Source organism: Nocardia sp. NPDC050712 (assembly GCF_040654295.1).
Taxonomy (GTDB): domain Bacteria; phylum Actinomycetota; class Actinomycetes; order Mycobacteriales; family Mycobacteriaceae; genus Nocardia.
Map to the genome: position 1 here is coordinate 713,923 of NZ_JBFAHT010000003.1, position 26,097 is coordinate 740,019.

Annotated in this window: 23 protein-coding genes; 14 read left to right on the plus strand and 9 right to left on the minus strand. The window is 68.1% G+C overall.

Translation table 11 applies throughout. The features are described from left to right. Window positions 1-257: 257 nt before the first annotated feature. The gene (locus AB0H76_RS23765) at window positions 258-2,444 is read left to right on the plus strand and encodes a transglycosylase domain-containing protein (RefSeq protein WP_357329854.1); all 2,187 of its coding nucleotides are present in this window, start codon (window positions 258-260) and stop codon (window positions 2,442-2,444) included. Between the two features lie 129 nt (window positions 2,445-2,573). Then, window positions 2,574-4,280: a glycosyltransferase 87 family protein gene (locus AB0H76_RS23770; RefSeq protein ID WP_357329856.1), complete on the plus strand. Its 1,707-nt coding sequence runs from the start codon at window positions 2,574-2,576 to the stop codon at window positions 4,278-4,280. On the opposite strand, the gene AB0H76_RS23775 is transcribed toward AB0H76_RS23770, so the two are convergent. Both AB0H76_RS23775 and AB0H76_RS23780 read right to left on the minus strand, forming a co-directional pair. After that, window positions 4,277-5,848 (minus strand): TerD family protein, encoded by a 1,572-nt coding sequence (locus AB0H76_RS23775; RefSeq protein ID WP_357327844.1) that lies wholly within the window; start codon window positions 5,846-5,848, stop codon window positions 4,277-4,279. The genes AB0H76_RS23770 and AB0H76_RS23775 overlap by 4 nt on opposite strands. 28 nt (window positions 5,849-5,876) lie before the next feature. Continuing rightward, window positions 5,877-7,142 carry a TerD family protein gene (locus tag AB0H76_RS23780; protein WP_357327846.1) on the minus strand — a complete coding sequence of 422 codons (1,266 nt, stop codon included), beginning with the start codon at window positions 7,140-7,142 and terminating at the stop codon, window positions 5,877-5,879. Between the two features lie 195 nt (window positions 7,143-7,337). Here AB0H76_RS23780 and AB0H76_RS23785 point away from each other — a divergent pair, with 195 nt between their 5' ends. From AB0H76_RS23785 to AB0H76_RS23810, 6 genes are all read left to right on the plus strand, one after another. Next, window positions 7,338-7,961 carry an AIM24 family protein gene (locus tag AB0H76_RS23785; protein WP_357327849.1) on the plus strand — a complete coding sequence of 208 codons (624 nt, stop codon included), beginning with the start codon at window positions 7,338-7,340 and terminating at the stop codon, window positions 7,959-7,961. 12 nt (window positions 7,962-7,973) lie between these two features. Beyond that, window positions 7,974-8,675: an AIM24 family protein gene (locus AB0H76_RS23790; protein WP_357327852.1), complete on the plus strand. Its 702-nt coding sequence runs from the start codon at window positions 7,974-7,976 to the stop codon at window positions 8,673-8,675. Window positions 8,676-8,678: 3 nt separating this feature from the next. Then, the gene (locus tag AB0H76_RS23795; protein WP_357327855.1) at window positions 8,679-9,440 is read left to right on the plus strand and encodes an AIM24 family protein; all 762 of its coding nucleotides are present in this window, start codon (window positions 8,679-8,681) and stop codon (window positions 9,438-9,440) included. 64 nt (window positions 9,441-9,504) lie between these two features. Continuing rightward, window positions 9,505-11,004 (plus strand): hypothetical protein, encoded by a 1,500-nt coding sequence (locus tag AB0H76_RS23800; RefSeq protein ID WP_357327858.1) that lies wholly within the window; start codon window positions 9,505-9,507, stop codon window positions 11,002-11,004. Window positions 11,005-11,120: 116 nt separating this feature from the next. Continuing rightward, window positions 11,121-12,173, plus strand: a complete 1,053-nt coding sequence (locus tag AB0H76_RS23805) for an alpha/beta hydrolase family protein (protein WP_357327861.1) — start codon at window positions 11,121-11,123, stop codon at window positions 12,171-12,173. A gap of 174 nt (window positions 12,174-12,347) precedes the next feature. Further along, on the plus strand, window positions 12,348-12,755 hold the full coding sequence (locus AB0H76_RS23810; protein WP_357327863.1) for a hypothetical protein: 408 nt from the start codon (window positions 12,348-12,350) through the stop codon (window positions 12,753-12,755). A 57-nt stretch (window positions 12,756-12,812) separates the two neighbouring features. Here the strand turns inward: AB0H76_RS23810 and AB0H76_RS23815 are convergent, their stop codons facing one another. The 4 genes from AB0H76_RS23815 to AB0H76_RS23830 form a co-directional block, all read right to left on the minus strand. After that, complete coding sequence (locus tag AB0H76_RS23815) at window positions 12,813-13,601, minus strand: HAD family hydrolase (RefSeq protein ID WP_357327866.1); 789 nt, start codon at window positions 13,599-13,601, stop codon at window positions 12,813-12,815. 56 nt (window positions 13,602-13,657) lie between these two features. Then, window positions 13,658-16,189, minus strand: a complete 2,532-nt coding sequence (locus tag AB0H76_RS23820) for a phosphoribosyltransferase (protein WP_357327869.1) — start codon at window positions 16,187-16,189, stop codon at window positions 13,658-13,660. Next, complete coding sequence (locus AB0H76_RS23825; protein WP_357327871.1) at window positions 16,186-17,397, minus strand: HpcH/HpaI aldolase/citrate lyase family protein; 1,212 nt, start codon at window positions 17,395-17,397, stop codon at window positions 16,186-16,188. Before AB0H76_RS23825 ends, AB0H76_RS23820 begins: the two co-directional genes overlap by 4 nt. A gap of 61 nt (window positions 17,398-17,458) precedes the next feature. Then, window positions 17,459-18,598 carry a hypothetical protein gene (locus AB0H76_RS23830; protein WP_357329858.1) on the minus strand — a complete coding sequence of 380 codons (1,140 nt, stop codon included), beginning with the start codon at window positions 18,596-18,598 and terminating at the stop codon, window positions 17,459-17,461. Window positions 18,599-18,868: 270 nt separating this feature from the next. On the opposite strand from AB0H76_RS23830, the gene AB0H76_RS23835 reads away from it, so the two are divergent. Continuing rightward, entirely contained in the window at window positions 18,869-19,444 is a 576-nt protein-coding gene (locus AB0H76_RS23835) for a TerD family protein (RefSeq protein WP_357327874.1), read from the plus strand. Between the two features lie 107 nt (window positions 19,445-19,551). Next, complete coding sequence (locus tag AB0H76_RS23840) at window positions 19,552-20,673, plus strand: DUF475 domain-containing protein (RefSeq protein ID WP_357327877.1); 1,122 nt, start codon at window positions 19,552-19,554, stop codon at window positions 20,671-20,673. Window positions 20,674-20,734: 61 nt separating this feature from the next. Here AB0H76_RS23840 and AB0H76_RS23845 read toward each other — a convergent pair whose 3' ends face one another. Continuing rightward, the gene (locus tag AB0H76_RS23845) at window positions 20,735-21,625 is read right to left on the minus strand and encodes an EamA family transporter (protein ID WP_357327880.1); all 891 of its coding nucleotides are present in this window, start codon (window positions 21,623-21,625) and stop codon (window positions 20,735-20,737) included. 84 nt (window positions 21,626-21,709) lie between these two features. Between AB0H76_RS23845 and AB0H76_RS23850 the strand changes: the two genes are divergently transcribed. Beyond that, window positions 21,710-22,246, plus strand: coding sequence for an ABATE domain-containing protein (locus AB0H76_RS23850; protein ID WP_357327883.1), 537 nt, complete (start codon window positions 21,710-21,712; stop codon window positions 22,244-22,246). A 4-nt stretch (window positions 22,247-22,250) separates the two neighbouring features. On the opposite strand, the gene AB0H76_RS23855 is transcribed toward AB0H76_RS23850, so the two are convergent. Together AB0H76_RS23855 and AB0H76_RS23860 are read right to left on the minus strand one after the other, a co-directional pair. Further along, window positions 22,251-23,213 (minus strand): DUF389 domain-containing protein, encoded by a 963-nt coding sequence (locus AB0H76_RS23855; RefSeq protein WP_357327886.1) that lies wholly within the window; start codon window positions 23,211-23,213, stop codon window positions 22,251-22,253. After that, complete coding sequence (locus tag AB0H76_RS23860; protein ID WP_357329860.1) at window positions 23,214-24,488, minus strand: hypothetical protein; 1,275 nt, start codon at window positions 24,486-24,488, stop codon at window positions 23,214-23,216. It abuts the gene before it with no gap. Window positions 24,489-24,844: 356 nt separating this feature from the next. Between AB0H76_RS23860 and rpsF the strand changes: the two genes are divergently transcribed. From rpsF to rpsR, 3 genes are all read left to right on the plus strand, one after another. Continuing rightward, on the plus strand, window positions 24,845-25,132 hold the full coding sequence (gene rpsF / locus AB0H76_RS23865; RefSeq protein WP_209885541.1) for a 30S ribosomal protein S6: 288 nt from the start codon (window positions 24,845-24,847) through the stop codon (window positions 25,130-25,132). 85 nt (window positions 25,133-25,217) lie between these two features. Then, window positions 25,218-25,781 (plus strand): single-stranded DNA-binding protein, encoded by a 564-nt coding sequence (locus tag AB0H76_RS23870; protein WP_357327889.1) that lies wholly within the window; start codon window positions 25,218-25,220, stop codon window positions 25,779-25,781. A 48-nt stretch (window positions 25,782-25,829) separates the two neighbouring features. Then, a complete protein-coding gene (gene rpsR / locus AB0H76_RS23875) occupies window positions 25,830-26,081 on the plus strand; it encodes a 30S ribosomal protein S18 (protein WP_209885537.1) in 252 nt (83 codons plus the stop codon). The last annotated feature ends 16 nt before the right edge of the window (window positions 26,082-26,097 follow it).

Here is a 26,097-nt window from a genome sequence, read left to right on the forward strand (position 1 = left end):
GCGCGGATCGTCCCGGCGCCGACCGCCCGGGCGCCGAACGTCCCGGCCGCGGTGACCGTCCCGGCGCCGAGCGCACCGGCCGCAATGCCCGCCCGAACGGCCCGACCTCCGGCGAACGCCGGGTGACCGCGGGCGGTCCGCCGGGCGGTCCCCCGCCGCGCCGTGGTGGCCGCGGCGGTGACGGCGGCGGTGAGGGCCCCGGCAAGCGTCGTCCCGCGCAGGGCAAGCGGTTCCCCTGGAAGATCGTGCGCCGCAGCATGTATGTGCTGCTGGCGCTGGCCATCGTGGTGCCGAGCACCGCGTTCCTGATCGCCTACTCCGCGGTGTCGGTGCCCAAGCCCGGCGACCTGAAGAACAACCAGGTCGCCTACATCTACGGCAACGACGGCGAGACCGTGCTCAGCAAGGTGGTGCCGCCGGAGGGCAACCGCACCGACGTCACCATCGACCAGATCCCGCCGCACGTGCGCAACGCGGTGATCGCGGCCGAGGACCGGGATTTCTACACCAACCCCGGCTTCTCCATCTCCGGCTTCGCGCGCGCCGCCCGTGACAACCTCATGGGCAAGGAAAGCGCGGGCGGCGGCTCGACCATCACCCAGCAGTACGTGAAGAACGCCATGGTCGGCGACGAACGCTCCTACACCCGTAAGCTGCGCGAACTCGTCATCTCGGCGAAGATGGCGCGGCAGTGGAGCAAGGACGAGATCCTCACCGCCTACCTGAACACCATCTACTTCGGTCGCGGCGCCTATGGCATCGACGCGGCGGCCAAGGCCTACTTCGGCAAGCCGGTGCAGGAACTCAGCGTCGCCGAGGGCGCGGTGCTGGCCGCCACCATTCAGCTGCCGTCCGCGCTGGATCCGGAGAAGAACCCGGAGGGCGCCAAGACGCGCTGGGGCTACGTGCTCAACGGCATGGTCGACTCGGGCAATCTGAAGAGCACCGACCGCCAGGGCCTGGAGTACCCGGCCGTGGTGCCGCTGGCCACCGTCCGGGACAAGTCCCAGGATTCCGGCCCCGAGGGCCTGGTGAAGACCCAGGTGCTCAAGGAGCTCGGCGCCGCGGGCATCAGCGAGCAGCAGCTCAACACCATGGGCCTGAAGGTCACCACCACGATCGACCCGAAGATGCAGCAGGCCGCCGTGGACGCCGCCATCAAGAAGATGGAGGGCGAGCCGGAACAGCTTCGGACCGCCGTGGTTTCGATCGATCCGCGCACCGGTGCGGTGAAGGCCTATTACGGCGGTAACGACGGCCAGGGCTACGACTACGCCAACGCCCCGCTGCAGACCGGCTCCTCGTTCAAGTCGGTCGGCCTGGCCGCGAATCTGGAGCAGGGCATCCCGCTGTCGCAGCTGTACGACAGCGCACCGCTGACCGTGAACGGCATCAAGATCACGAACGTGGAAGGCGAGGGGTGCGGCAACTGCACCATCGCCGAGGCGCTCAAGCGCTCGCTGAACACCAGCTTCTACCGGATGCAGCTGGACATGGGCAACGGTCCGCAGAAGATCGCGGACATGGGCCACAAGCTCGGCATCCCGGAAACCCTGCCCGGCGTGGGCGAGACGCTGTCCGAGCCCAACGGCGCCGGCCCCAACAACGGCATCGTGCTCGGCCAGTACCAGGCGCGTCCGCTGGACATGGCCTCGGTGTACGCGACCTTGGCGGCCTCGGGCATGTACCACGCACCGCACTTCGTCACCAAGGTCGTCACGGCCGACGGTGAGGTCCTGCTCGACCGCGGTGAGGTTCCCGGCGAGCAGCGCGTGTCGGCGGCGGTGGCGGACAACGTCACCGCGGCGATGAAGCCGATCGCCGCCTGGTCGCGCAACCACAACCTGGCCAACGGCCGGGAGTCCGCGTCCAAGACCGGTACCGCCCAGCTCGGCGACACCGGCGAGAACAAGGACACCTGGATGGTGGGCTACACCCCGTCGCTGTCCACCGCGGTGTGGGTCGGTTCCGTGGACAACAGCAAACTGCGTAACTACCAGGGCGGCATGATCTACGGCTCCGGTCTCCCGTCCGATATCTGGAAAGCCACGATGGACGGTTCGCTCTCGGGCACCACCAACGAGAGCTTCCCGAAGCCGGCCGCGATCAAGGGCCAGGCCGGTGTCCCGGAGTGGTCGGCGGCCTACACCGCGCCGTCCACCACCCAGCAGCAGTTCGTGCCGCCGGTGGTGGTGCCGACCCAGATCCAGATCCCGGGTCTGCCCTTCACCATCCCGGGTCTTGGCGTGCAGGAGCAGCCGCAACAGCAGCAGCAACAGCAGCAGCCGGAAACGCAGACGCCGCAGACCTCGGAGGCGGGCCCGCTGCCCGGGCAGCCGATCGCACCGAGCGACGGCGCTCAGCCGAGCACGACGAACTCCAACCGCCCCAACAACAGTGGGAACGGTAACGGCAATACCCAGCCGACCACGCGAAACAGGTAGGCGGGCCGAGGTCTTCGGCGGGTGTCCGCTGATACGCCTGTAACCTCGGGTGCCGTGGATCAGCAACTGGCGGATGGGCGGACGAACGGGAGTGTGCCGCCCTCCAGTGGGGGGCAGGAGCTCGGCCCGGTGGGCGGCAACGGCACGGGGTACGTCTGGGCGGGCCCGCCCGCGCCGGATCCCCGCTCGGCCGACGAACGAGATCGTCCCAGCCGCAACGATTCGCTGGCCGCGCAGCTGTCCACCGTGGTGGGCGGCCCGGTCGGCGATCACGCCCTGATCGGACGCTCCCGGTTCTGGACGCCGCTGCGCGTGCTGTTCCTGTTGACCGTGCTCTTCCTGGCACTCGGCTGGGGTACCAAGGCGGCCTGCATCCAGCAGGTCGACTCGCCCGACGGGCGTCCGATGCTGGACTGGAACAACGGCCGGCAGTACACCGCGATGTGCTACTCCGACACCGTGCCGCTCTACGGCGCCGAACGGCTGGACGAGGGCGCGTTCCCCTACAAGAAGTGGTGGACCGAGGAGACGCCCGACGGCGGCGTCGAGACCCGGTACATGGAGTACCCGGTGCTGTCGGGGCTGTACCAGTACCTGGGGATGCAGCTCGCCAAGTCCTGGGACGCCTCGCCGCTGCCCGGCGCGCTGCAGGTGGTCATCTACTTCAACGTGATCGCGCTCGGGCTGGCGCTGGCCTGGCTGGTGACGGTGTGGGCCTCGGCGTCACTGGCGGGCCGGCGGGTCTGGGATGTCGCGCTGATCGCCTGCTCCCCCTTGGTGATCGTGCACGCGTTCACCAATTTCGACGCGCTCGCCACGGCTTTCGCGGCGACCGGCCTGCTGGCCTGGGCCCGGCGCCGTCCGCTGCTCGCGGGGGTGCTGCTCGGATTGGGCGGTGCGGCCAAGCTGTATCCGCTATTGCTGCTCGGCCCGATCGTGGTGCTGTGCCTGCGCGTGGATCCGCTGCGCCGGGTGCCCAGCGCGCGGCTCGGCCTGCGCCTGCGCGATATCGACAGCGGCGCGGCGGCCCTGACCTGGATCCGGGAAACGCCCGCGCGCATCCAGCTGCTGAGCCAGCGCCCGCTCGGCGCGGCCGGTGTGGCGGTGGGCGCGGCCATGGGCACCTGGGTGCTGGTCAATCTGCCGATCGCTCTGCTGTTCCGGGACGGCTGGCGAGAGTTCTTCCGCCTCAACACCACCCGGCACGCCGACCCGGACTCGATCTACAACGTGATCACCTCGTTCACCGGCTGGAGCGGATTCGACGGGCAACTGGCCCACGGCCAGGCGCCGACCGTGCTGAACACGGTATCGCTGCTGCTGTTCCTGGTGGCCTGCCTGCTCATCGCCTACCTCGCGCTGACCGCGCCCAAGCGGCCCCGGCTGGCCCAGCTGTGCTTCCTGGTGGTCGCGGCGTTCCTGCTGACCAACAAGGTGTGGAGCCCGCAGTACTCGCTGTGGCTGGTGCCGCTGGCGGTGCTGGCGCTGCCGCATCGGCGCATCCTGCTGGCGTGGATGACGATCGACGCCCTGGTCTGGGTGCCGCGCATGTTCTACTACCTCGGCCTGGACCGTAAGGGCCTGCCGGAGGAGTGGTTCACCGGCACCGTGCTGCTGCGCGATCTGGCCGTGGTCGGGTTGTGCGCGCTGATCGTCTGGCAGATCTACCGGCCCGAGGCCGATCTGGTGCGCCGCGATTTCGTGGACGACCCGGTGGGCGGCGTCGTCGACCGGGCGCCGGACCCGCTGCTGCCGTGGCTGCCGGAGTGGTTGCGCCCCTGGGATTCCGTGCGCGTGCACCATCCGGCGCGGCCGAAGGAGCCGGCCGGCCGCTAGTCGACGCGCAGCAGCCGGGCCTGCCGGTGCGGGTCGGGTGGGAGCAGATCCAGTTCCAGGTGCCAGGCGCTGCCGGTCCACGGATCGAACATCGGGGTGTCGGTGATGGTCGGCAGGTGCCGGCTGGCCTGGGACAGGACGGCGATCGTCTCGTCCTCGGAGTCGGACTCGTCGGTGCCGACGATCATGATGGACAACCCGATCAGATCCCCGCGCAGCATCAGGGCGCCGATGCGCTGGGCGTCCACCGGCTGGTAACCGTGCGGGAAGTCCGCGGCCAGCAGCACCCGGTGTTCGGTCGGGGGCGTGAAATTGTCGCTGCCGTACGCCATTTCGGCGAGTTCGGCCTGATCGGCGAGTGCCTTGATGCGGGCCGAGATCTCGCTGTGGTCGGTGACCACGGGGCCGTTCAGCAGCGGGAGCAGCGGGGCGACCAGGCCGGTGAACGCGCCGGACAGGTCGATCACGTCCAACCGGGTGCGCCGGGTGGGGTCGGCGGCGCGTAAGCGCGCCAGCAGCGCGCCGACCACGGGGACGACGGCCGCGGAGTACTCGGTGTCGATCCACAGCGGGCGGGTCAGCGGCACCGGCACGCAGTACGGAATACGCAGTGGCCCACGCTCGTCCGCGTACAGCTCGCCGAGGCGGATGCCGTCGGCCTTGGCGGCCGGGCGATCCCAGGCGGCCGACTCCCAAGAGGCCAGCGCGGGCGGCAGCTGGTCGTCGGCGGCGGCGAGTTCCCCGATCAGGTGTTCGCTGTCGCGGCGGTGGTTCGCCTCCGCGACGACGATCAGGTCGTCGTGGCGCTGCTGGGCCGCCTCCCGGGCGGCCGCGCCGGCGGGGCTGTTGCGGGCGGCCGGATCGGAGACGGCCGCGGACAGCTCCTCGTCCAGGCGATTGTCGGCGTAGTCGCGCGCGGCGATCAGCGCGGCGGCCGAGCGCGCGGCATCCTCGAAGATCATCCACAGGCGTTCCACCCCGTGCGACATCTCCAGCGGCGCCCCCGCGGCCGGGCGCGGGCCGGTGATCGCGCCCTCGTCGTCATGGTGCGGGGTGGCGGCCTGCGCGGACTGCACGTGCGCGTCGGGGCCGGGGTGATCCACCTCGACGCCGTGCGCGGTGAGCAGCACCGCCAGCCCGCCCGCGTACCCCTGGCCGACCGCGCGCACCTTCCACGCCTCGCCGCGGCGATACACCTCCAGGCAGATCAGCGCGGTCTCCCCCGCCAGCGGGGTGATCGCGAACTCCGCGGCCGCCGTGCCGGACTCCGACAGCGTCACCGTCACCGGGCCCAGGCCGCCGAGCGGCGCCGGATCGGCGCTGACCACCAGCAGCACCGCCTTGGCCTCGGCCCGCACCTGTGCCAGCGTGACCGTCACCTCGTCGCCCGCCAGCGCGACCCCGGGGGCTTCGGTCTGGTTGTAGAAGACGAAGTCGCCGGTGTCGAACACCCGCAGGTTGTCCGCCACCACGAGCGCGGAAACATCCAGTGCCGCCGAGGCTTTGGCACTGAACCTGATGACATCCGCGGTCAGCGGGATGTTCTGACCGGCCTTGAGCTGAATCACGTGGTCTGCCCTGCTGTGTCGTGCCGCGCTAGTTCGCCGACAGGAACCGGCCGAGCTGCGGAATCGCCTCGCCCGGATGCTTGGCCTGGAAGCCCTCGCCGAGCGCCTGCAACTTCCAATCGCCGCCGACCCGGTACACCTTGGCCATCGCCATGCCGGTGAACGCCATGCCGCCCGCCAGGGTGTAGCGCGCCAGTTCGGCGTTGTTGGTGCCGTCGATGAGGCGGCAGAACGCGTTCTGCACCTGCTCGAAGGTGTGACCCTTGTAGGAGGTCACGACGAACACCAGGGTGGTGACGTGCGCGGGAATGCGGGTGAGGTCGACCAGGATGACCTCGTCGTCGCCCTCGCCCTGACCGGTGAGGTTGTCGCCCTGGTGGCGGACCGAGCCGTCCTTGGACGAAAGCTGGCCGTAGTAGGCGTAATCGGCGGGGTTGGCGTCGGCGAACATGATCACCGAGGCGTCCAGGTCGATGTCGACGGTGCGGTTGCCGAACATGCCGCGGGTCTGCACCGGATCCCAACCCAGGCCCATCTTCACGAAGGTCAGCGCCGCGCCGCCCTCCTTGCGCAGCGTGACCCGCTGGCCCTTGACCAGGCTGACCGAGCGATCCTTGCTCAGGCTGACCTCGCCGGTGGGCTGCGGCGGCGCGGCCTGCTGCTGCGGCGGCGGGTACCCCGACCCGGGCGGCGGCGCGCTCTGCCCCTGCTGCGGCGGGTACGTCGGCTGCTGCGGCGGGCTGACCGGCGGCGGAGGCGGCGGCGGGCTGGCCTGTGCGGCGGCCGGGGCGTCCTCGACGGTCACGCCGTGATCGGTGACCAGCGCCGCGAAACCCCCCGCGTAGCCCTGACCGACCGCGCGCACCTTCCAGGAACCCTGGCGGCGGTACAGCTCCAGCGCGATCACGATCGACTCGCTCTGCAACCCGGTGATCTCGTACTCGAACAACCGATTGCCCGCGGAATCCGACACGATCGCCGTCGGCGGCGCGAACCGGCCGAAATTGCTGGACGTGTCGTCCAGGGTGATCACCGCGCGGATCTGATCGATCTCCGGCGGCACCGAATTCAGCGACACCGCAAGCGAAGCGGGCTGACCGCCGGGCGCGGGCTGCAGGTTCACCCCGGGCCCGCTGGGCTGATTGAAGAATACGAAGTCCGCGTCCGTACGGACCTTGCCGCGCTCGGTGACCAGCAGCGCGGACAGGTCCGCGGGCGCCGGGAGCTGGACGGAAATCACCACGTCGTTGGTGGCCAGGGGACCGTTCTGGCCCTTGGCGAGTGTTGCGGACAAGGTAGACCCTTCGCTTGTCGGTGCATTCGATAGTCACTCTACGAGAAACGTGGTGGTCCTCGCCGGAGCTAGCGCGTTAACAGCGCGGGAGTAGATAGACGATCTTCGTCCGTGGCCGTTAGGGTGACGGCCGAAGCAGTTGGAATGTGGCGATCGGCTCATGTTCCCGGACCGAGACAGCAGGCAACTCCCCCCATGGCGCAACTGTTAGAACAATCGAAAAAGGTTATCGAGGCCCAACTCAACGGCACCAGTCTTCGCGCGATCTCCGGCTCGATGATCGCCTATGAGGGCAACGTGCAGTTCAAATCCGCCGGGTTCGGCGGCGGCGACGGCGTGCTCGCCGGCATGAAGCGCCGCGCCACCGGCGAGAAGCTGTCGCTGATGGAATGCCAGGGGCACGGGCGCGTCTTCTTCGCGGTCAACGGCCAGGACGTCACCGTGGTCGATCTCAACAACGAGACATTGCAGGTGGAGTCGCAGCAGCTGCTGGCCTTCGCCGGGAATCTGCGCACCGATGTGCGGTTCGCCGGGGTGAGCGGTGCGTCGAGCGGGCAGGGCCTGTTCACCACCACCGTCTCCGGGCAGGGCCAGGTCGCGCTGCTGTCGGCGGGTGGTCCGCTGATCCATCTCGAGGTGTCCCCGCAGTATCCGCTGATCGTGGACCCGGACGCGTTCGTCGCGGCGCGGGGCAACGTGCAGTCCTCGTTCATCACCGATATGTCGTGGCGCACCGTCGTCGGTCAGGACGCTGGCGAGGCGTTCCAGATCCGCTGGGACGGCCAGGGCGTGGTTTTGATCCAGCCGGCGGAACGGTAAAGGGACGCAACGATGTTCGAGAAAGTCAACGGCAAGGTCGTCAAGGTCAACGTCGGCATGGCGGGCGGCGTGGTCGCCCGCAACGGCGCGATGCTGTTCTACACCGGCGATGTCTCCTTCGCGCCGCACCAGATTCCGGGCGCCGGGCCGGGCGGCGGCGGTGGCGGCATGATGCGCATGGCCGGGCGGATGATGGCCGGTGAGCACGAGCGCACCATGCTCGCGCAGGGCAACGGCGAGGTGCACTACGGGTTCGCCGGGCTGGAGGTGCACGTGGTGCAGCTGCAGCAGGGCGCGATGCTGCGGGTCGAGGCCTCGCGCCTGCTGGCCAATACCGCGGCGCTGCAGAGTTCGGTTGTCTCGGTGATGAGTTCGGGTGGCGGGGGCGGTGGTGGCGGCGGCCTGATGGGCGCGCTGCGCGGCGCCGCGACCGGCGCGCTGACCGGGCAGGGCATGTTCACCACCCAGCTGGCCGGCCAGGGCGCGGCGGTCCTGCTCGCGCACGGCGGTTTCCTGGAACTGCAAGTGGGCGGGCCGAATCCGGTCGTGGTCGACCCGCAGGCGTTCATCGCCGCCTACGGCAATGTGCAGACCGAGTTGAAGTCGGCGGCGAGCTGGCGCGACGCGGTCGGCCGCGGCGCCGGTGAAGCGATGCAATTGCATTGTGTCGGACAAGGTGTCGTGTACGTGCAGGCCTCCGAAGAGAAGTTGTAGACCATGGCGCAAATCTTCAATCCCATGAATCTCGGTGAGAGCGACAACATCCCGGGAAACGACTACGCCTACTGCATCGACCTGAACAAGCCGTGGTTCACGCGCAAGGGCGCGATGATCGCCTACTACGGGCAGATCCAGTTCCAGATGCTCACCCACGGCCTGCAGGGCGGGCTGATGCACATGGTGTCGCAGCAGTTCTCGGCGCCGCTGTTCACCGGCGACTACGTGGTCGCCGAGGGGCACGGGAAGCTGATCATCGGTGACCGCGGCTACAACATCAATTCCTATGACCTCGAGGACGGCAACCTCACCGTCCGGGCCGCCAATCTGCTGGCCTTCGAGCCGGGGCTGTCGCTGAACCAGTCCATCGTGCCGGGCTTTCTGACCCTGATCGGCACCGGGAAGTTCCTCGCCTCCTCCAACGGTCCGGTGATGTTCGCCGAACCGCCGCTGCGGGTCGACCCGGAATCGCTGGTGGGCTGGGCGGATTGCCCGTCCCCGAGTCACCATTACGACCAGCGCTGGATCACCAGCTTCCTGGCGGCGGGTGCGGCCCGGATGGGCGCGACCTCCGGCGAGGAGCGCCAGTTCGATTTCACCGGCGCCGGCACCGTGCTGATCCAATCCAGCGAGAAGGTGCTGAACGACGCGATGCTCGTGCGCACCATCGAGGGCCAGTTGCAGAGCGGCATCGGCCCCAGCGGGTTGCAGCGCTTGCAGGCGACGATCATGCAGCAGCTGCAGGGGCAGCAGCAGTACTAACCAGCGGGTCTCAGTTTCCGAGACTTTTGGTCAACTGCCCATGTCGGCTGTTAGCGTGTGGCCTGTGTCACGCAAGATCATTCTGCGCCGGGCGGCGGCCGTCGCCGCCGCCCTCGCCGCCTGCGCCCTTGTTCCGGCGAGCGCGGGCGCGGGACCGATCCCCTCGGCGCCGCCGCTGGACACCCCGGAGTTCGTCGGGTCCGCTGCCCAGGCCGCTCCGGTCACCGGCATTCCGGCGCTCCCGCAGCACCCGTTCCTGGCCCTGAACGGCAACTCCGGGCTGCACAACGACGGCTGGATGAGCGACACCTACACCCGCTCCGGGCCACTCGGCGTCGGGACCCGGGTGAACTCGCTGTTCCTGGCCGGCGAATGCGGATCGGTCGCCTTCGACCGCGCCGGGCGCATCATCGCCACCTGCATCGGCGCCCAGCCCGGGCTCTATCTGATCGACCCGCAGTCCTTGCACGTGCTGGGCAAGTACCCGCTGCCCGGCCGCAATCCCGCCGACGCGCTGAAGCCGGGCTTCTTCACCAACTTCGGCGGCGGCGCCTACTTCTACGTCGACAACCAGGACCGCGCCGTGGTCGGCACGGCGAACGGCCACGTGCTCGTCCTCGCCGAGAACCCCGCCGCCAACGGTTTCACCCTGGTGCGCGACTACGACCTGTCCACCGTGCTGCGTCCCGGCGAGACCCTGAACTCCGCGCTGCCCGATGCCAACGGCCTGCTCTGGTTCGTCGCCAAGGCCAACGGCGTCGTCGGCACGCTGGATCTGGAAAGCGGTGCGACGCAGGTGATCCGGCTCGGCAACGGCGCCGTGGGCCAGATCCAGAACTCGTTCGCGGTCGGCGCCGCCGGTGAGGTCTACATCGCCACCAACCGGGAGCTGCTGCGTTTCGACGCGGGCCCCGGCAAGACCCCGGCGATCACCTGGCGGGTCACCTACGCCAACAGCGGCCAGCACAAATCCGGCCAGGTCGACGACGGCACCGGCACCACCCCCACCGTGCTGCCCGGCGGCTACGTCGCCATCACCGACAACTCCGATCCGATGCACGTCGTCGTCTACCGCACCGCGGCCACGACGGCCGAGCGCGAGGTCTGCCGGGTGCCGGTCTTCACCGAAGGCGCGAGCAGCACCGAGAATTCGCTGATCGGCGCGGGCCGCTCGCTGATCGTGGAGAACAACTACGGCTACACCGGCCCCGATGCCACCATGCTCGGGCAGACCACCACGCCCGGTTTCGCCCGCGTCGATCTCGACGACGACGGCAACGGCTGTCATCTGGTGTGGACCAACAGCACCGAGGCCGCACCGAGCGTGGTCCCGAAGCTGTCGCTGGCCAACGGGCTGATCTACACCTACACCAAGGGCACCGACGCCACCGATCCCTGGTACTGGACCACCCTGGACTTCGAGACCGGCGAACTGGTCTGGAAGCGCCTGTCCGGCAGCGGCGTCGGCTTCAACAACAATTACGCGGGCATCGCGCTCGGCCCCGACGGCACGGCCTACCTGGGCACGCTCGGCGGTCTGGTGTCGCTGCGCGACGGTCGCTGAGCCGCCGCTGCCCCGAATTCCGGTGGGTGGGATCCATGGGTTACGGGGCTAAGGTGAGAGCGATCTGATCATCGGACCAGAGTTCTATCGGCAGTACAGAGAATTGAGGGGCGTGGATGTCGCACCACCGGGGTAAGCGAATTGCGCTGGCGGCGCTACTGGGCGCGGTCGCGCTCGGGGTAGGCGTGGCGCCGGCGACGGCGGAACCCGTGCTCACCAATCCCGGCGTGATCAAGCCGGCGATCAAGTCGGCCAACGGCTCCTATGTCGACAAGATCGCCACCAAGGACGAGCGCAATGTGCGCATGCAGATCTGGTCGTCGGCGATGAACAAGAACATCTCGGTGGACGTGCTGCGCCCCGCCGACACCTCGGTGCCGCGCCCGACGCTGTACCTGTTCAACGGCGCCGGCGGCGGCATGGACGACGCCTCCTGGAAGCGCAACACCGACGCGCTGGAGTTCCTGGGCACCAAGAACATCAACGTGGTGCAGGTCGTCGGCGGCGCGTGGAGTTTCTACACCGACTGGATCGCGGCCGACCCGGTGCTCGGGGTGAACAAGTGGCAGACCTTCGTCACCGAGGAGATGCCCGCGCTGGTCGACGCCGCGCTCGGCGCCAACGGCGTGAACGCCGTCGCCGCGCTGTCGATGACCGGCACCTCGGTGCTGAACTTCGCGATCCAGAAGCCGGGCCTGTTCCGCAGCGTCGCCACCTACAGCGGTATCGCGCAGGTCAGCGATCCGATCGGCCAGCAGATGGTGAAGCTGACCGTGGAGACCTGGGGCGGCGGCGACACCAAGAACATGTGGGGCGAGTCGAACAACCCGCTGTGGGCCGCGAACGATCCGATGGTGAACGCCGAAAAGCTGCGCGGCACACACCTTTTCTTCTCCACCGGCAACGGCATTCCGGGTGAGTACGACCAGCCCGGCGGCAAGTTCCGGATGGAGCCCGCCGAGGAGACCCCGAAAACCGTCGCACTGGGCGGGATCATCGAGGCCGGCGTGAACTGGTCCAACCAGAACATGAACAATCGGCTGAACCAGCTCGGTATCCCCGCGACGTTCGTCTACCGCGACAGCGGCACGCACTCCTGGGGCTACTGGCAGGACGATCTGAAGTCGTCCTGGCCCACCCTGGAAAAGGGCCTGTTCAGCACCCCGTAGTCCGTTCCCCGAGTCGAGCCCCTGGCCGGCAGCCGCGCGCTGCCGACCAGGGGCTCGATCTTTTTACCCAGCTGTCGGCAGACGAAACATGGCTATTACCAACACTTTTCAGTGCAGACAAGCTCGTCGGATCGTCCTATGATCGCAAACGAAGGGGGACCTCGGAAAGGAACTATGCGTACCTTCAAAATAGTCACCGGAACCACTGTTCTCGCCGCCGCGATGGTCACCATGCTGGCCGGCACCGCCTCGGCCGCGAAGACCGCCGACGCGGTCGGCGGTAAGGACGACATCACCGTCTCGATCAACAACACCGACGACAAGTGCTGGTCGGGAACCGTGCTGCTGGACGAGGGGCTGCAGCAGGTCATCCTGACGCCGGACAAGCCCTCGGCCGTGCTGGCGGACATCAAGGCCGGCGCCCACCAGGTGCGGATTCACCTCTACGTCGGCGAAGGCGAGAGCTGCACCGTCAACAACCCGCCCGTCGAACTGCTGAACAAGCAGGTTCAGGTCGGCGCCGCCGGCAACCCGCTGCAGGACCTGATCGAGTCCGGCAGTGCGGCCCTCGGCCAGAAGTAGTAGTCGCGGCTTCCGTCGTCCCGGTGAATCTGTCGGGCCCGGGACGGCGGGCCGGGCTCAGTCCTCGTGTGCCGGGGACGCCCGGAGCAGCCAGTCGATGATCTCCTCGCCCGCCATGATCCCGGAGGCCTGGGTGATGGTGAGGTTGGGACTGGTCCAGTTCAGCTGCTCCAGTTCGCCGTGCCGCGGCCGGATGGCCGAGTCGGCGGCGCGCAGCATCTCGGCATCCAGCGCCCCGTCGCCGGCGGCCAAAGTCCTGGCGCCCGTGACGAGTTCGCCCGATTCGGTGAGCCGGCGGCGCACCTCGGCCACCGCGATGCTCTTACACACCGCCAGCGGCATGGTGTAGATCTTGCGTCCCTGCTGCGAGGCCGACCAGCCGCGAGTCCGGCACCAGGCATCCCACTCGGCGAGGAAACCGTCGGGCACCGCCTTGGGTTTGACCACCAGATAGGCGAACAGGTGATCCGCGATCCGGAACTTGGTGACCCAGGAATCGTCGATGCGGGAACGCAATTCGGCGCTCACCTCCGACAGCGTCGCACCGCCCGCGCGCACCTTGGCGTCGAGGTCGATACGCCAGCTCATATCCGGCACGCCGTCGACGAGGATATTGCCGCCGTTGCTGGTGATGGCGTACCGCCAAGGCGCGCCCGGCAATTGGATGCGATTGAACTGCTTGATGGTCCGCGTGGTGGTCGGCACCACCGCCGCGGGTTCGGTGAGCGTCTGCATCCGCAGCGCGGCGGCCGTGGTCATGAACGACAGCGGCGCGCCCTCGAGGTGTTCCACGCACACGGTCGGCACCTCGTCGCCACCGCTCATGGCATTGCGAGAGTAGATCATCGTGCGGTCCAGGTCGGTAGCGACCAGGGTCTGTCTTCGGGGTCTGCCGAATAGCATTACTTGCGCACTTCCTTGATCAATCCCATGCACGAATAGGCCAGGTCGGGAACGACTTCCACCGGTACGCCGCGAGCCGCGGCCAGCAGGCGCAGATGCGCGTGCTCGGGTGCGTCGGCCGCGCGCACCAGCACCCGCCAGGGCACCCGCCGCAACAGCACCCGGGTCGTCTCGCCGACGCCGGGCTTCACGAAATTCACACTGGCGATGCCGTATTCGGCCCGCACCTTCTCCACCGAGGCCCAGCCCGACCAGGTCGGTGTGCGATCACCGGCCCGGACCGCGGCCAGCGACTCCGCCACCCGGGCACCGACGGCGGCGAAGGCCGCGCCGACGGTGTCGAGCAACCGGCCGGACACGTCCTCGCCCGCCAGTTCGCGGTAGAACTTGGCGCCGTGGAAATCACCGGGCCCGATCAGGGTGTCGTTCAGCACGGTGCGCGAAATCAGTCCGGACACCGTCGAATTCAGGCAGGCCGAGGCGATCAGGAAGTCGTCGCGGGTGCCGTAGGTGCGCACGCAGTGGCCCGGATCGGCGAGCACGGCCAGTTCGCCGTTGAAGCGCGCGCCGCCGGCGGCGTGATAGGCCGCCAGCGCGTCGTTCAGCTCGTGGGTGATCGCGCCCTTGCCGGTCCAGCCGTCGACGAACACGATCGAGGCCGGATCGTGGTGCCGGGCCAGATAGTCCAGCGCCACCGCGTCGATGCCGCGATCCCGCACGATCGACACCGCGTAGTGCGGCACATCCAGGCTCGGCAGGCCCGGGCCGCGCCCGGACTTCAGCCAGCGCTTCATCAGGATGCCGATCGGCGTGCCCGCCCGTGCCAGCGAGACCAGCACGATGTCCTCGCCGCGCTCGGCGACGACGAGTTCGGTGACCGTGGCGACGGCGAGCGCGAGCCGTTCGGCGCTCTCCGCGAGCACCGTGTCGAACAGTTCGCGATAGGCGGCGTCAGGCTGGAATTCGATCGGCAGCGACTCCGCGTAATGCGCGTCACCGGCCTGGATGCGCTGCTCGCGGTCCGCGACGTCGGCTTCCAGGTCGACCTCGGACAGGTCTTTGAGCAGCCACGACACGTCGTCGGCCGAGTAGGACCCGAACTCCGGACCGTGCAGCGGCGGCGGCAGCGTTCCGGCGGCCGTGACCGCGCCTTCCGGCGACCCGGACCGGGGCGTCCGTGTTCGCTCGGCACGCAACTCGCGAGGGTCTGCGGCGGGCAGGACAGCAACGACAACGTCGGCCCCGGACGCGGTGAGAACGTCGATCACTCCCCCGTCCGCCCCGAGTTCGGCCGTGTCGGCGGGCTGGTCGACCACCAGGACCAGCACCGCGTCGGCGCTCACCGATTCCGCGCCCGACCATCCGGTCAGCGCCTGGAGTTCGGTGTCGAATTCCTCGCTCCACCGCGCGTTGTACAGGTAGCGCGCTGCTTCGGCATCGGGTTCCGGTGCGGTGAAACGGAATCCGCAGCGCAGTGGGTAACCGGGCTCGTCGAGCACGTAGGCGGGCGAGCGAGTGGTGGTCTGGAAGCGGGTCGGCACACCGGATTCGGCCAGCGCCGAGGCCAGTCGCAACGGCAGATACATCAGTTCTTCGTGCCCGAGCACGATCGCGGGACGGCCGGGCGCCACCGCGTCCAACTGCGCACGTAGCGCCGCGGTGGCCGCATCGATCGCCGCATCGAACGCGGCGGCGTCGGAATGCAGAATGCCGTGTCGCCCGCCTTCGGGAACCGCTCTCGGCCAGGGCAATTCGAGTCTGGTCGCGGTCCCCCGCTGCGCGGCAACGGGATTCAGCTCAGGTTCGGGCAGTGCGGTCACGGCGGCGATCAGGCCCTCGGGCAGCATGGTCCGGCCCGCGGCCAGGCAGACGGTGTCGATCCGGGCGCCGAGCTCGGCCGCGGCCTTCTCGAATGCCGTGCAGTCGGCCTCGGTACGCATGTCCACCAGCGAGGCCAGCACATAGTGCGCCCGCGGCGCGAACGCGTGCAGCGCTCGCAGCGCATCGATAGCCGTTGCGCCGGTGGAGATCTCATCGTCCACCAGCACCAGCGGCAGGTCGTTGAGGAAAACCTCGGCGGGCATCGGTTGCAGCAGGTGCGAGGTGGCGTGTGAGTGGCCCTCCTCGAAACCGGTCAGCGTCTCGGCCTCGGCTACCTCGCGCCGGGTCGAGTGCAGGTAGCAGCCGGCGCCCAGGCGCGCGGCCACGATATGCCCGAGCCCGGTCGCGGTCTCGGCGAAACCGAGCACCACCACGTCCTGCTCCCCCACCGCGGCCCGGACCAGGTCACCCAGGCGGTCACCGGCATCGAGCACGACGCGCGGATCGGTCGGCAGATGCTTACCGAGCACGGTCGACACCAGCAGGTGCGCCCGCTTCGGGTTGCGCCGCAAGCCGGGCTTGATCAGCTCCGCGATCGACAACTCGGCGGTGTGGGCCCGCACATGGTGCAGTTCGATCCCGAGTTCCCTTGTCGCCCAAGGAATGTCTGTGCGAGTCGGCAGCACATCTCCGGCGAAGTCGCTGGTCATACCTTCACCAACGCCGTGAGCAGATCCACGAACGACACTCCCTTGTTGGCCACTCCGAACACCCGGGCGCGCAGCAGCGTCTGCCGGGCCCAACTGCGATGCGGGCGCATCTCGTTCATCTTGTTGCGGTACTCCGAGGCCGCGACCCCGCCGACCTCGACCTGCAGGATGTCGAGTGCGTCGGAGTACTCCTCGTGCGTCACCACCGACAGCGCGTGCACCGCCGCGACGTGCGAGGGATGGATGACGGTCTTGCCCTGGATCCCATTGGCCCGATCCAGCGTGATCTCGCGCAGCAGGCCGTCGAGATCCCGGCTGACCAGGTACTGCCGGAACGGCACCGCGTCGGACTCCTCGAACGGCGCGGTGCGCAGCAGCGGCCGGAACATGCGCTCGTGGTCGGCGAAGTACTCCCACACCGGACCGGTGATGACGAAGCCGGTGCCGTCGGCGCGGCCCAGGTAGTTCACGATGTCGGCGATCACGTCGGCGACCACGCGCACGTCGTAGATGGTGAGGTCACGGTCGCGGCGGATGCCGAAGGTCGAGCACATGTCGGTGGCCCCGACCCGCACCGCCAGCACCCGCTCCCGGTGCTCGGCCAGCAGCGCCGCGATCTCGGTCAGCTCCTGATCCCGAGTCTGCCTGTGCACCAAGGCTTTCGACTCCAGCACCGGCATCCCGTAGACCGGGCGGTGCAACCGCTCGGCGGCCTCCTCCAGCGCGTCGAGATATTTCGCGCCGGTCGAACTGTCGAACTTGGGGAAGACGAACCCGGTCAGTACCGCGGCGCCCGCTCCCAGCTGATCGACGAGCTCGTTGACGGTGTCGGGGTCGCGCACCCGCACGAACACCAGCGGATTCGGCTCCAGGCTCTCGGCCAGCAGGTCCAAGGCCGCGACGGCCTGGCGCTTGGCCAGTTCCACCTCGTGGTCGGCGACCGCGTCCTCCAGATCGATCACCATCGAGCAGACGCCGCGCGCGGCCCGCTTCCGAATGGTCTCGGCCAGATCCGCGCGGGTCGCGGGCGCGTAAAGTGTTGCCCCCAAAGCGATTGCGAGTAATTCACGTTCTGTACTGCCCCCGAACGGTTCCGGCGGCCGATGGAAAAGATGTCGGACATCCGGTCCGTGCAACTGCCGAAAGTGGCGCAGCGGCAAACGCTTCCGCAGGGATACTTCCTGCTGGACGGCGATGCCCGACGTCATCGGTGGCCCATCCCCAACTTCAATTCTCTGACCCTTTCGAGCGCCCCCGCCAGCGTTCTCGCTAGCGGCGTGGTCCTGCTTGTTTTCTCATTCGATCCACTACCCCGGCTATGAATTCCGAAACGGCATCGAGTTCCGTCACGTAGGCCCAGTAGTCGGGGTGCCGTCCCGACAGTGTTTCGGTTATTCGGTCGATCCGATCCACCTGTGCGTCGAGCACAGATCCCCATTCGACGACGAGCTCGCGATCGACCGCGAGCATTTGCGCGTCCCGCAGCCGGAAGCGTACGGCCTTGGCCTTGTCTTGCGGATCCGCGCGAACCTCGCGCAGCAGGGCGAGGCGTTTCGTGACCGCGTCGACTCGGCGTTCGGCTTCGGCGAGATTCCCCCGCGCGGTAGAGGTCAGTTCAAGGGCTAACTCCGGGTTGTTCTCGGTCATTGCCGCCCGGGCCCGTTCCAGGGCGACGGCGGCAGCGTCCGTATCTCGCTGGCTCTCGCGCCCATTGTTCGCTAGATCCGCCGAACTTGCAGCATTGAACTCACGCAGCAGGGCCGAGTAGGCCGGCGCCAGCCGCTCGGCGCGGTTGCGGACCGCCGACAACCTGGTATTCACCGAGGTGACAGCGGTGCGCGCGGCACCGGACCGAGATGGGGCCTGCGCCAAGGCATCTGCCAATTCGGCGGTAACTGCCTCCAGCCGGTTGGCGGCATCGCGCACTTTCGAGGCCGCGCCGCGCCCGGCGCCGCCGCTGCCCAGCTCCGCCGCCTCCAATGTGATGAGAGCCTCATCGACGGCGGCCGCGCGGGCCCGCACCGAGGGATAGCCGGCGAACTCGCTGTCCGCCGCCGCGCCGCGCACCTGGGCGGCGGTCTGCTTGACCTGCTGGGCCAGCTGCGGCACCGCCCCCAGCACGGTGCGGGCACGCTCGAGTTGCTCCTGCTGCCCGCGATAGAACTCGTCCACGCCGCGGGCGGCGTCGATCAACTGCCTGGTCACCGTGTCGGCCCGGGCCTGGCCCTGCGGGAAGGGCGTCTTGTCCCGCTCGGCGGTGTCGAGTTCCTCGGTCAGGCTCAGATAGGCGCCGGCGGCCTCGTAGCACCGCGCGCGCACCGGCTCCCACAGCGCGCCCTGCCCGCGCTCCGGGAACACTTGCTCGGCGGCGTGCACCGCCGCCTCGGCCGCGCTCTGACGCCGGTCCATATCGAGGAACGCCTCCGTCAGACGCGCCCGGGCGGTTTCTATCCATTCGTTGGGATCCGATGACTGGAACCAACCACGCCTACGGCCTGCCACGCCCCGATCGTATGCGGTGTACAGCAACACCCGCCCGAAGCCGGACGGAGATCGCCTAGTGGGCGACCGTTACCCCAGTTCCTACGCAAGTTCCAGGAAACCTACTACTGTCGTTGGCGTACCCGGCTATTCGGACATGCTGGGACCACTAGACGGACTATTGAAAGGGATTCCCGCATGGGTGTCAGTTTGTCCAAGGGCGGAAATGTCTCGCTGAGCAAGGCTGCGCCTGGCCTCACCAAGGTGGCCGTCGGCCTCGGATGGGATGTTCGGTCCACCACGGGCACCGACTTCGACCTGGATGCCAGCGCCATCGCGACCGGCGCGGACAAGAAGGTCCTCTCGGATCAGCACTTCGTGTTCTTCAACAATCTGAAGTCGCCGGAAGGCGCCATCGAGCACGCGGGTGACAACAAGACCGGCGAAGGTGAGGGCGACGACGAGGTCATCAACGTCGACCTGGGCGGTACCCCGCCGACCATCGAGTCGATCTTCTTCCCCGTCTCGATCTACGACGCCGAGACCCGCCAGCAGTCCTTCGGCCAGGTCCGCAATGCCTACATCCGCGTCGTGAACCGCGACAACGGTGAAGAGCTCGCGCGCTACGACCTCTCCGAGGACGCCTCCACCGAGACCGCCATGGTCTTCGGCGAGCTGTACCGTAACGGCGCCGAGTGGAAGTTCCGTGCGATCGGTCAGGGCTACGCCGCCGGCCTGGCCGGTATCGCCCGCGACTACGGCGTCAACGTCTAAAGACGCCGCGAACGAAGAGGGGGCTCGCCGCCGAGCCCCCTTCTCGTGTGCCCGCTCACGGTCAGTGGACGGCTATTCTCATCAGACATAACACGAAAGGTCCCCCAGTGGTCCTGCGCATATACGGACTCTCCATCGCCGTCACGGTGGTATCGCTGATCGTGGCCTTCCTCTACGGCGGCCCCGAGGCGCTCATTCTCTGCGCCATTCTCGGCGTCCTCGAAGTGTCGTTGTCCTTCGACAACGCGGTCATCAACGCCACCATCCTCGAGCGGATGAGCGAGTTCTGGCAGAAGATCTTCCTCACCATCGGCGTGATCATCGCCGTGTTCGGTATGCGGCTGGTCTTCCCGCTGGCGATCGTCTGGGTCACCGCTGGGCTCGATCCCAAGCGCGCCCTCGACCTCGCGCTGAATCCGCCCGCGGACGACGCACTCACCTTCCCCGACGGCAGCCCCAGCTACGAAAAGCTGCTCACCGACGCGCATCCGACGATTGCCGCGTTCGGCGGCATGTTCCTGTTCATGCTGTTCCTGAACTTCATCTTCTCCGAGCGGGAGATCACCTGGCTGACCTGGCTGGAGAAGCCGCTGGCCAAGGTCGGCAAGCTGGACATGCTCTCGGTCGTCGTGGCCGGCATCACGCTGATCCTGACCGCCGAGTTCCTCACCTCCGACGCGGATCGCTCCACCGTCCTGCTGGCGGGCCTGCTCGGCATGGTCATCTACATCGCGGTCGACGGCCTCGGTTCGTTGTTCCACACCGACGCTCTCGTCGAGGAGCACGAGCACGGTGGGCCCTCCACCCTGGTCAAGGCCACCGGTAAGGCCGCGTTCTTCCTGTTCCTCTACCTGGAAGTGCTCGACGCCTCGTTCTCCTTCGACGGTGTCATCGGCGCCTTCGCCATCACCTCGGACCCGATCATCATCGCGCTGGGCCTGGGCCTGATCGGCGCCATGTTCGTGCGTTCCATCACGGTCTACCTGGTGCGCAAGGGCACGCTGGGCGAGTACGTCTTCCTGGAGCACGGCGCGCACTGGGCCATCGGCGCCCTCGCGATCATCCTGTTCATCTCGATCAAGGTGCACGTGCCCGAGCTCGTCACCGGCTTCGTCGGTATCGCGCTGATCGGCGCGGCGTTCATCTCCAGCATCATTCGCAACAAGCGCAATGGCGGGGACGACACTCCCGAGGTCGAGTTGGAGAAGTCGGCCACCCCGGTCTCCTGATCCCCGGCTCGTCCGGACCACTGCGAGAGCGGCCCCTCCCTCCGGAGGGGCCGCTTTTCGTTCAGCGGGCCGGCACCGGCCGCGGTCGCGCCGTCCGCGCTGCCGACCGCCCGGAGGCCAGCACCAGTCCGAGCAGGCCCACCCCGAGACCCGCGATCGTCAAGGGCCGTAGCGGCTGATCGATCAGCAGCCAGGCCAGCAGCGCGGTGACCGCGGGCGTCGCGAAGAACAGGCGGCCGACCCGGGTCGCGTCCCAGCGCCGCAGCATCGCGTTCAGCAGCAGGAACGCACCCATCGAGTTCACCAGCACGATCCAGGTCAGCGCGGCGGCGAAGTGCGGCACATCCCAGATCTGCCACTGCCCGGTCGTGACGGCCAGCACAACCGCGATCGGTGCGCTGGCCGCGGCGTGCACGGCCGTGGACGCCCGCGAATCGACCTGCGGTGCATATCGTTTCTGATAGACCGTGCCGATGCTGAGGCCCAGCAGGCCGATCAGGCACAGCACCAGCCCGGTCGCCGAGAAGGCCGATTGATCGGCCACGGCCAGGGCGACACCCACGCCGCCGATGCCGAATCCGGCCCACTGGCGCGCGGTCACCGTCTCACCGAGGAATCCCGCGAACAGCGCGATCACCACCGGATTCAGGCCCTGGATCAGGGCGATGATCGCGCCCGAGACATGGTGGCTCATCGCCGTGTAGAACGCGCCGAACTGGACGATCTGCATGAGCAGGCCCGCGATCACCACGTGCCGCAGCGTGTTTCCGCGCGGCCACCGTGCACCCACCGCGTAGGCGTACAGCAGCAACAGCGTGCCGCCGATCACATAGCGGCCGACCAGCACCATCATCGGCGGCGCGGCGCCGACCCCGATGATGCCCGCGATGAAGGCACTACTCCACATCAGCACGAACAGCGGCTGCATGGCAGTGGTGAAGTGCGCCTTCATGTTTGCCTCCTAAATAACCGCCTCAGGTGGTTATTACGCTGCCAGCCGAATAACTAACCTGTCAAGCTGGTTACTATGGGCGGCATGTTCACCTTCGTGAGCGGGAATCTCGCGCTGGACTTCGCGGGCACGGTCAAGCACCGATCCACGGCGTTCCTCGATGCCCTCGCCACCCCCGCCGATCTCGCCGAATGGCTGGTCGTCGCCGGCGTCCTCGACGCGGCCACCTGTGCGTCGACCGACCTGGAACGGGCGCTGCTGCTACGCGAAGCGATCTACCGCTCGGGCGCGGCCGCCGCACACGACACGCTGCCCGCGGCCGCTGATCGGCGGCTCCTCAACGACTGCGCGCGCGGTGAATTGCCCAGCGTGGCACTGCGCTCCGACGACACCGTGGCCCGCACCGGCACACCCGCCGCCGGGCTGGCCGCGATCGCGCGCGCCGCCGTCGAACTGTTCGGCGGCCCCGAGCGGCCGCGCGTCCGGCAGTGCGAACGGCCGCCGTGCACCCGGCTCTACGTCGACCTCTCGCGCGGCGGCACCCGGCGCTGGTGCGATATGACCCAGTGCGGCAATCGCGCCAAGAGCGCGGCCTTCCGCGCCAAGCACGGCGCGAATTAGCGCCTCAGAGCATGCGATACGGGCGATGCAGCGCCTTGGCCCGGCGAATCGACATCCGGCTCCAGACCGCCTGCTGAAAGGCCAGGGTCGCCCAGCCCGCCACCGCCATGCCGACGAGATTCACCACCAGCTGCAACATCGAGCCCCAGATCGCCTCGCCCACACCGAAAACCGCGCCCAGCGCGATATTTCCGGCGGCGGGCAAAGTGGTCACCGAGATGAAGACACCGGTCAGGCCACCCGCTTTCGACGAGGTCAGCGCCAGCACACCGGCCATGGCCGCGACCACCGCGACGATGAACGACCATTTGTCCGGGGTGTAGATGAAACCCGTGCCCGGCCGGGGCCCGATCACGTCCTCGATGGTGATCCAGCCCAGCCCGCGCCCCAGTAGCGCGAGCACGAAGGTGACGACGATCGCGACCCCGAAGCCGATCAGCAAGGTCCGTACCGCCAGCCCGAGCAGCACGAAACGCCTGCGCACCAGCGCGACTCCGAGCGCGGCGATGGCGCCGAACTCCGGACCGAGCACCATCGCGCCGATCATCAGGATCTGCGAATCCTGAATGATGGCGATCGAGGCGATCACCGTCGCCAGCGTCATGAAACTCAGATAGGTCCAGTTCAGCTCGGTTTCCTCATACGAGCGCTGGGTGACATCCGCCCACACGACCGCGTCGGCGCTGCTGCCCGGCGTGCGCACCTCGGCGTCGAAACCACTGCGAGACAACCAGGTCCGCACGTCGTCGACCTCGATCGTGCCGTCCCGGTGCACGCCCAGATCGCGCAGCCGGCTGATCACATCGTTGGCGGCCTCGCGCGCGACATCGGCCAGAATCAGATCACCGGGCGGCTTTATCGAGGCGCCCCGCAGCACCGACAAGCCGGTCACAGCGTCGTCGGCTTCGAAAACCTCGATCACGGCGTCGGTCATCGCGGCAGGCGCGTTGACCCGGATGTGCAGCATTCACACAGTGTGCCGTGCGCGCACCCCCGGCATCGGCTGGACGGCGGGGACCAGCGCGCCGCGCATTCCGGATCGCAGGAACAGGAAGAACAAGATGCACAGCAGAATCGCGCGCCCCCACACCCCGAACTGCACCACGCTCTCCGACAACTCCACCCAGCGGTTCGTCACGATCGCATGGAAGTAGCGGAACACCCCGATGCCGATGGCGGCGTCGGCCAGCAGGTAGGCGCCGACCACCGGCCAGGGCACCTCGAGCAGCACCAGGAACGGGATCAGCCACAGCGTGTACTGCGGCGAATGGACCTTGTGCAGCACCATGAATCCGCACAGCATCGCGCCGCTGACCCCGATCCACGGGTAGACACCGGTCTCGGCGTAGCGCTTCCAGCCCAGCCACAGCGCCAGCGCGAACGCCGCGAGCATCAGCACCGGCGAAGCGAAGGTCACCAGCTGCTGGAACGAGTGCTCGCCGCCGGAGTTCCAGCCGAACAATGGCCGCAGACCCCAGTACCACACGGAATTGGTGGTGATGTCCGCCGTGCGCATCTGCTGGAAGGTGATCGACGCGCGCCAGCCCTCGTAGCCGAGTATCGCGAACGGAGCATTCACCGCCAGCACCGTGGCGAGCGCCGCGCCGCCGGTGAGCAACGCGCCCCGCACGTCCAGGCCCTTGCCTTTGCGCTCGCTGGTCAGCACGAAAGCCAGTAGGGGCAGCACGAAAAGGCCCGGATACAACTTCAGGCAGAAGCCCAGGCCGAGCAGAATCGCGGCCAGCACACCCCGGGTGCGCACCGAATACCTGGTCAGGCTCATCACATACGCCGCGGCGACCGCCGTGCACACCACCGGAAGTTCCCAGTTGTGAAAGGCGTAGAGCACCAGCGGCGGCCCCGCGGCCCAGAGCAGGGCGGCACGACCGGCGAGCAGGGCGAGCAGCACCGCCGTCAGCAAGGCGAAAGGGGCGAGCAGCCAGGCCGAATGCCGGAGGAAATCGGCGTCGTTGTGCGCACCGGCCCCGCCCAGCCAGATCAGCACCCCGCTCAGTACCGGATATTCGACCGCGCCACCGGTCAGCTCACCGGCGCTGGTGATGCCGCCGTGGATATAGGGGAAAACGTGCTGATCGATTTCGCGGCCGAGCCAGAGGAATTGGATGTCGGAATAGCAGACGTCGGAATCCTTGCGGACGTCGAAGGCCACGCTGCGACCGTCGCTGTCGAACTCCCCGCCGGCGCAGCGGGCCTTGTTCGCGTAGGCCAGCGCCAGGGTCATCGCACAGAGCAGGAATACCACGGTGACCAGGGCAAATCGGCGCGATGGGCGGTGGAACCGGCGGGCCGTCGCGGCCCGCAGCCTGTTGTCCGTATCACTCGCCGGGGCCGGGTCGGAACCGTGCGCCGGGGCGGACCACGAGGGCTCGCGGTCCGAAACCAGGTCGCTCACAGCCGGTCCGGTCGACATGCGCACCACCCTAGGTGGACCAGGGCGCGCGCGCTGCTCCCAGCGGCCCACTAGATCGATTTCAGTGTTGACCTGGGCCTCATGTAGCCTTGTCGGGTTGCTGACGCAACGACCCTCCTGCCACGGAACGTCCGTGGCCGAACTAGTCCACAGGAGGTGATTGGTCCGTGCGTCATTACGAAGTGATGGTTATCCTCGACCCGAGCCTGGACGAGCGCACTGTTAGTCCGACACTGGACAACATGCTCAACGTCGTCAAGACCGAAGGCGGCAAGGTCGACAAGGTCGACATCTGGGGCCGTCGCCGGCTCGCCTACGAGATCTCGAAGCAGGCCGAGGGCATCTACGCGGTTGTCGATCTGACCGCTACCCCCGCCACGGTGAGCGAGCTCGACCGCCAGCTGGGTCTGAACGAGTCGGTGCTGCGCACCAAGGTTCTGCGCCACGGCAAGTGACCCCCTCGATTGCGTCGGTGCCTATGCCTAGGCTCTAGCGCAAAGCGAGTGCAAGGCGGACTGCACACCGAGCAGGAGGAACCACATGGCAGGCGACACGGTCATCACCGTCATCGGAAACTTGACGGCCGACCCCGAGCTTCGATTCACGCCCGCGGGGGCGGCGGTGGCCAATTTCACCGTCGCGTCGACACCCCGTGTGTTCGACCGTAATTCGAATGAGTGGAAAGACGGCGAAGCCCTTTTCCTGCGCTGCAACATCTGGCGCGAAGCTGCGGAAAATGTCGCCGAATCGCTGACCCGAGGCGCTCGCGTAATCGTGAGCGGACGACTGAAGCAGCGCTCCTACGAAACCCGCGAGGGTGAGAAGCGCACGGTCGTCGAACTCGAGGTCGACGAGGTCGGTCCCTCGCTGCGTTACGCCACCGCGAAGGTCAACAAGGCCAATCGCGGCGGTGGCGGCGGCGGTGGATTCGGCGGCGGCGGTGGCGGCGGGAACAACAACTTCGCCGCATCCTCTTCCTCCGGTTCCGGTTCCGGTGGTGGTGGCGGTCGTTCCGGCGGCGCCGAGGACGACCCCTGGGGCAGTGCGCCCGCGGCCGGCTCCTTCGGGGGCGGCGGTCGCGTAGATGACGAACCGCCGTTCTAAGAACGGCAAGCGAGGGCTTCAGAGCCCGATAACCAACGGAGTAAAACCATGCCTAAAGCGCCCGCGCGCGAAAAGGTGCTGAAGAAGAAGGCTTGCACTTTCTGCAAGGAAGCCAAGTCCGGCACCGTCAAGATCGACTACAAGGACACCACGCTGCTGCGTAAGTACGTCAGTGATCGCGGCAAGATCCGCGCTCGCCGGGTCACCGGCAACTGCGTGCAGCACCAGCGCGATGTCGCCGTTGCCGTCAAGAACAGCCGTGAGGTGGCCCTGCTGCCTTACGTCTCCACGGCTCGCTGAGAAAGGAAGCATCGCA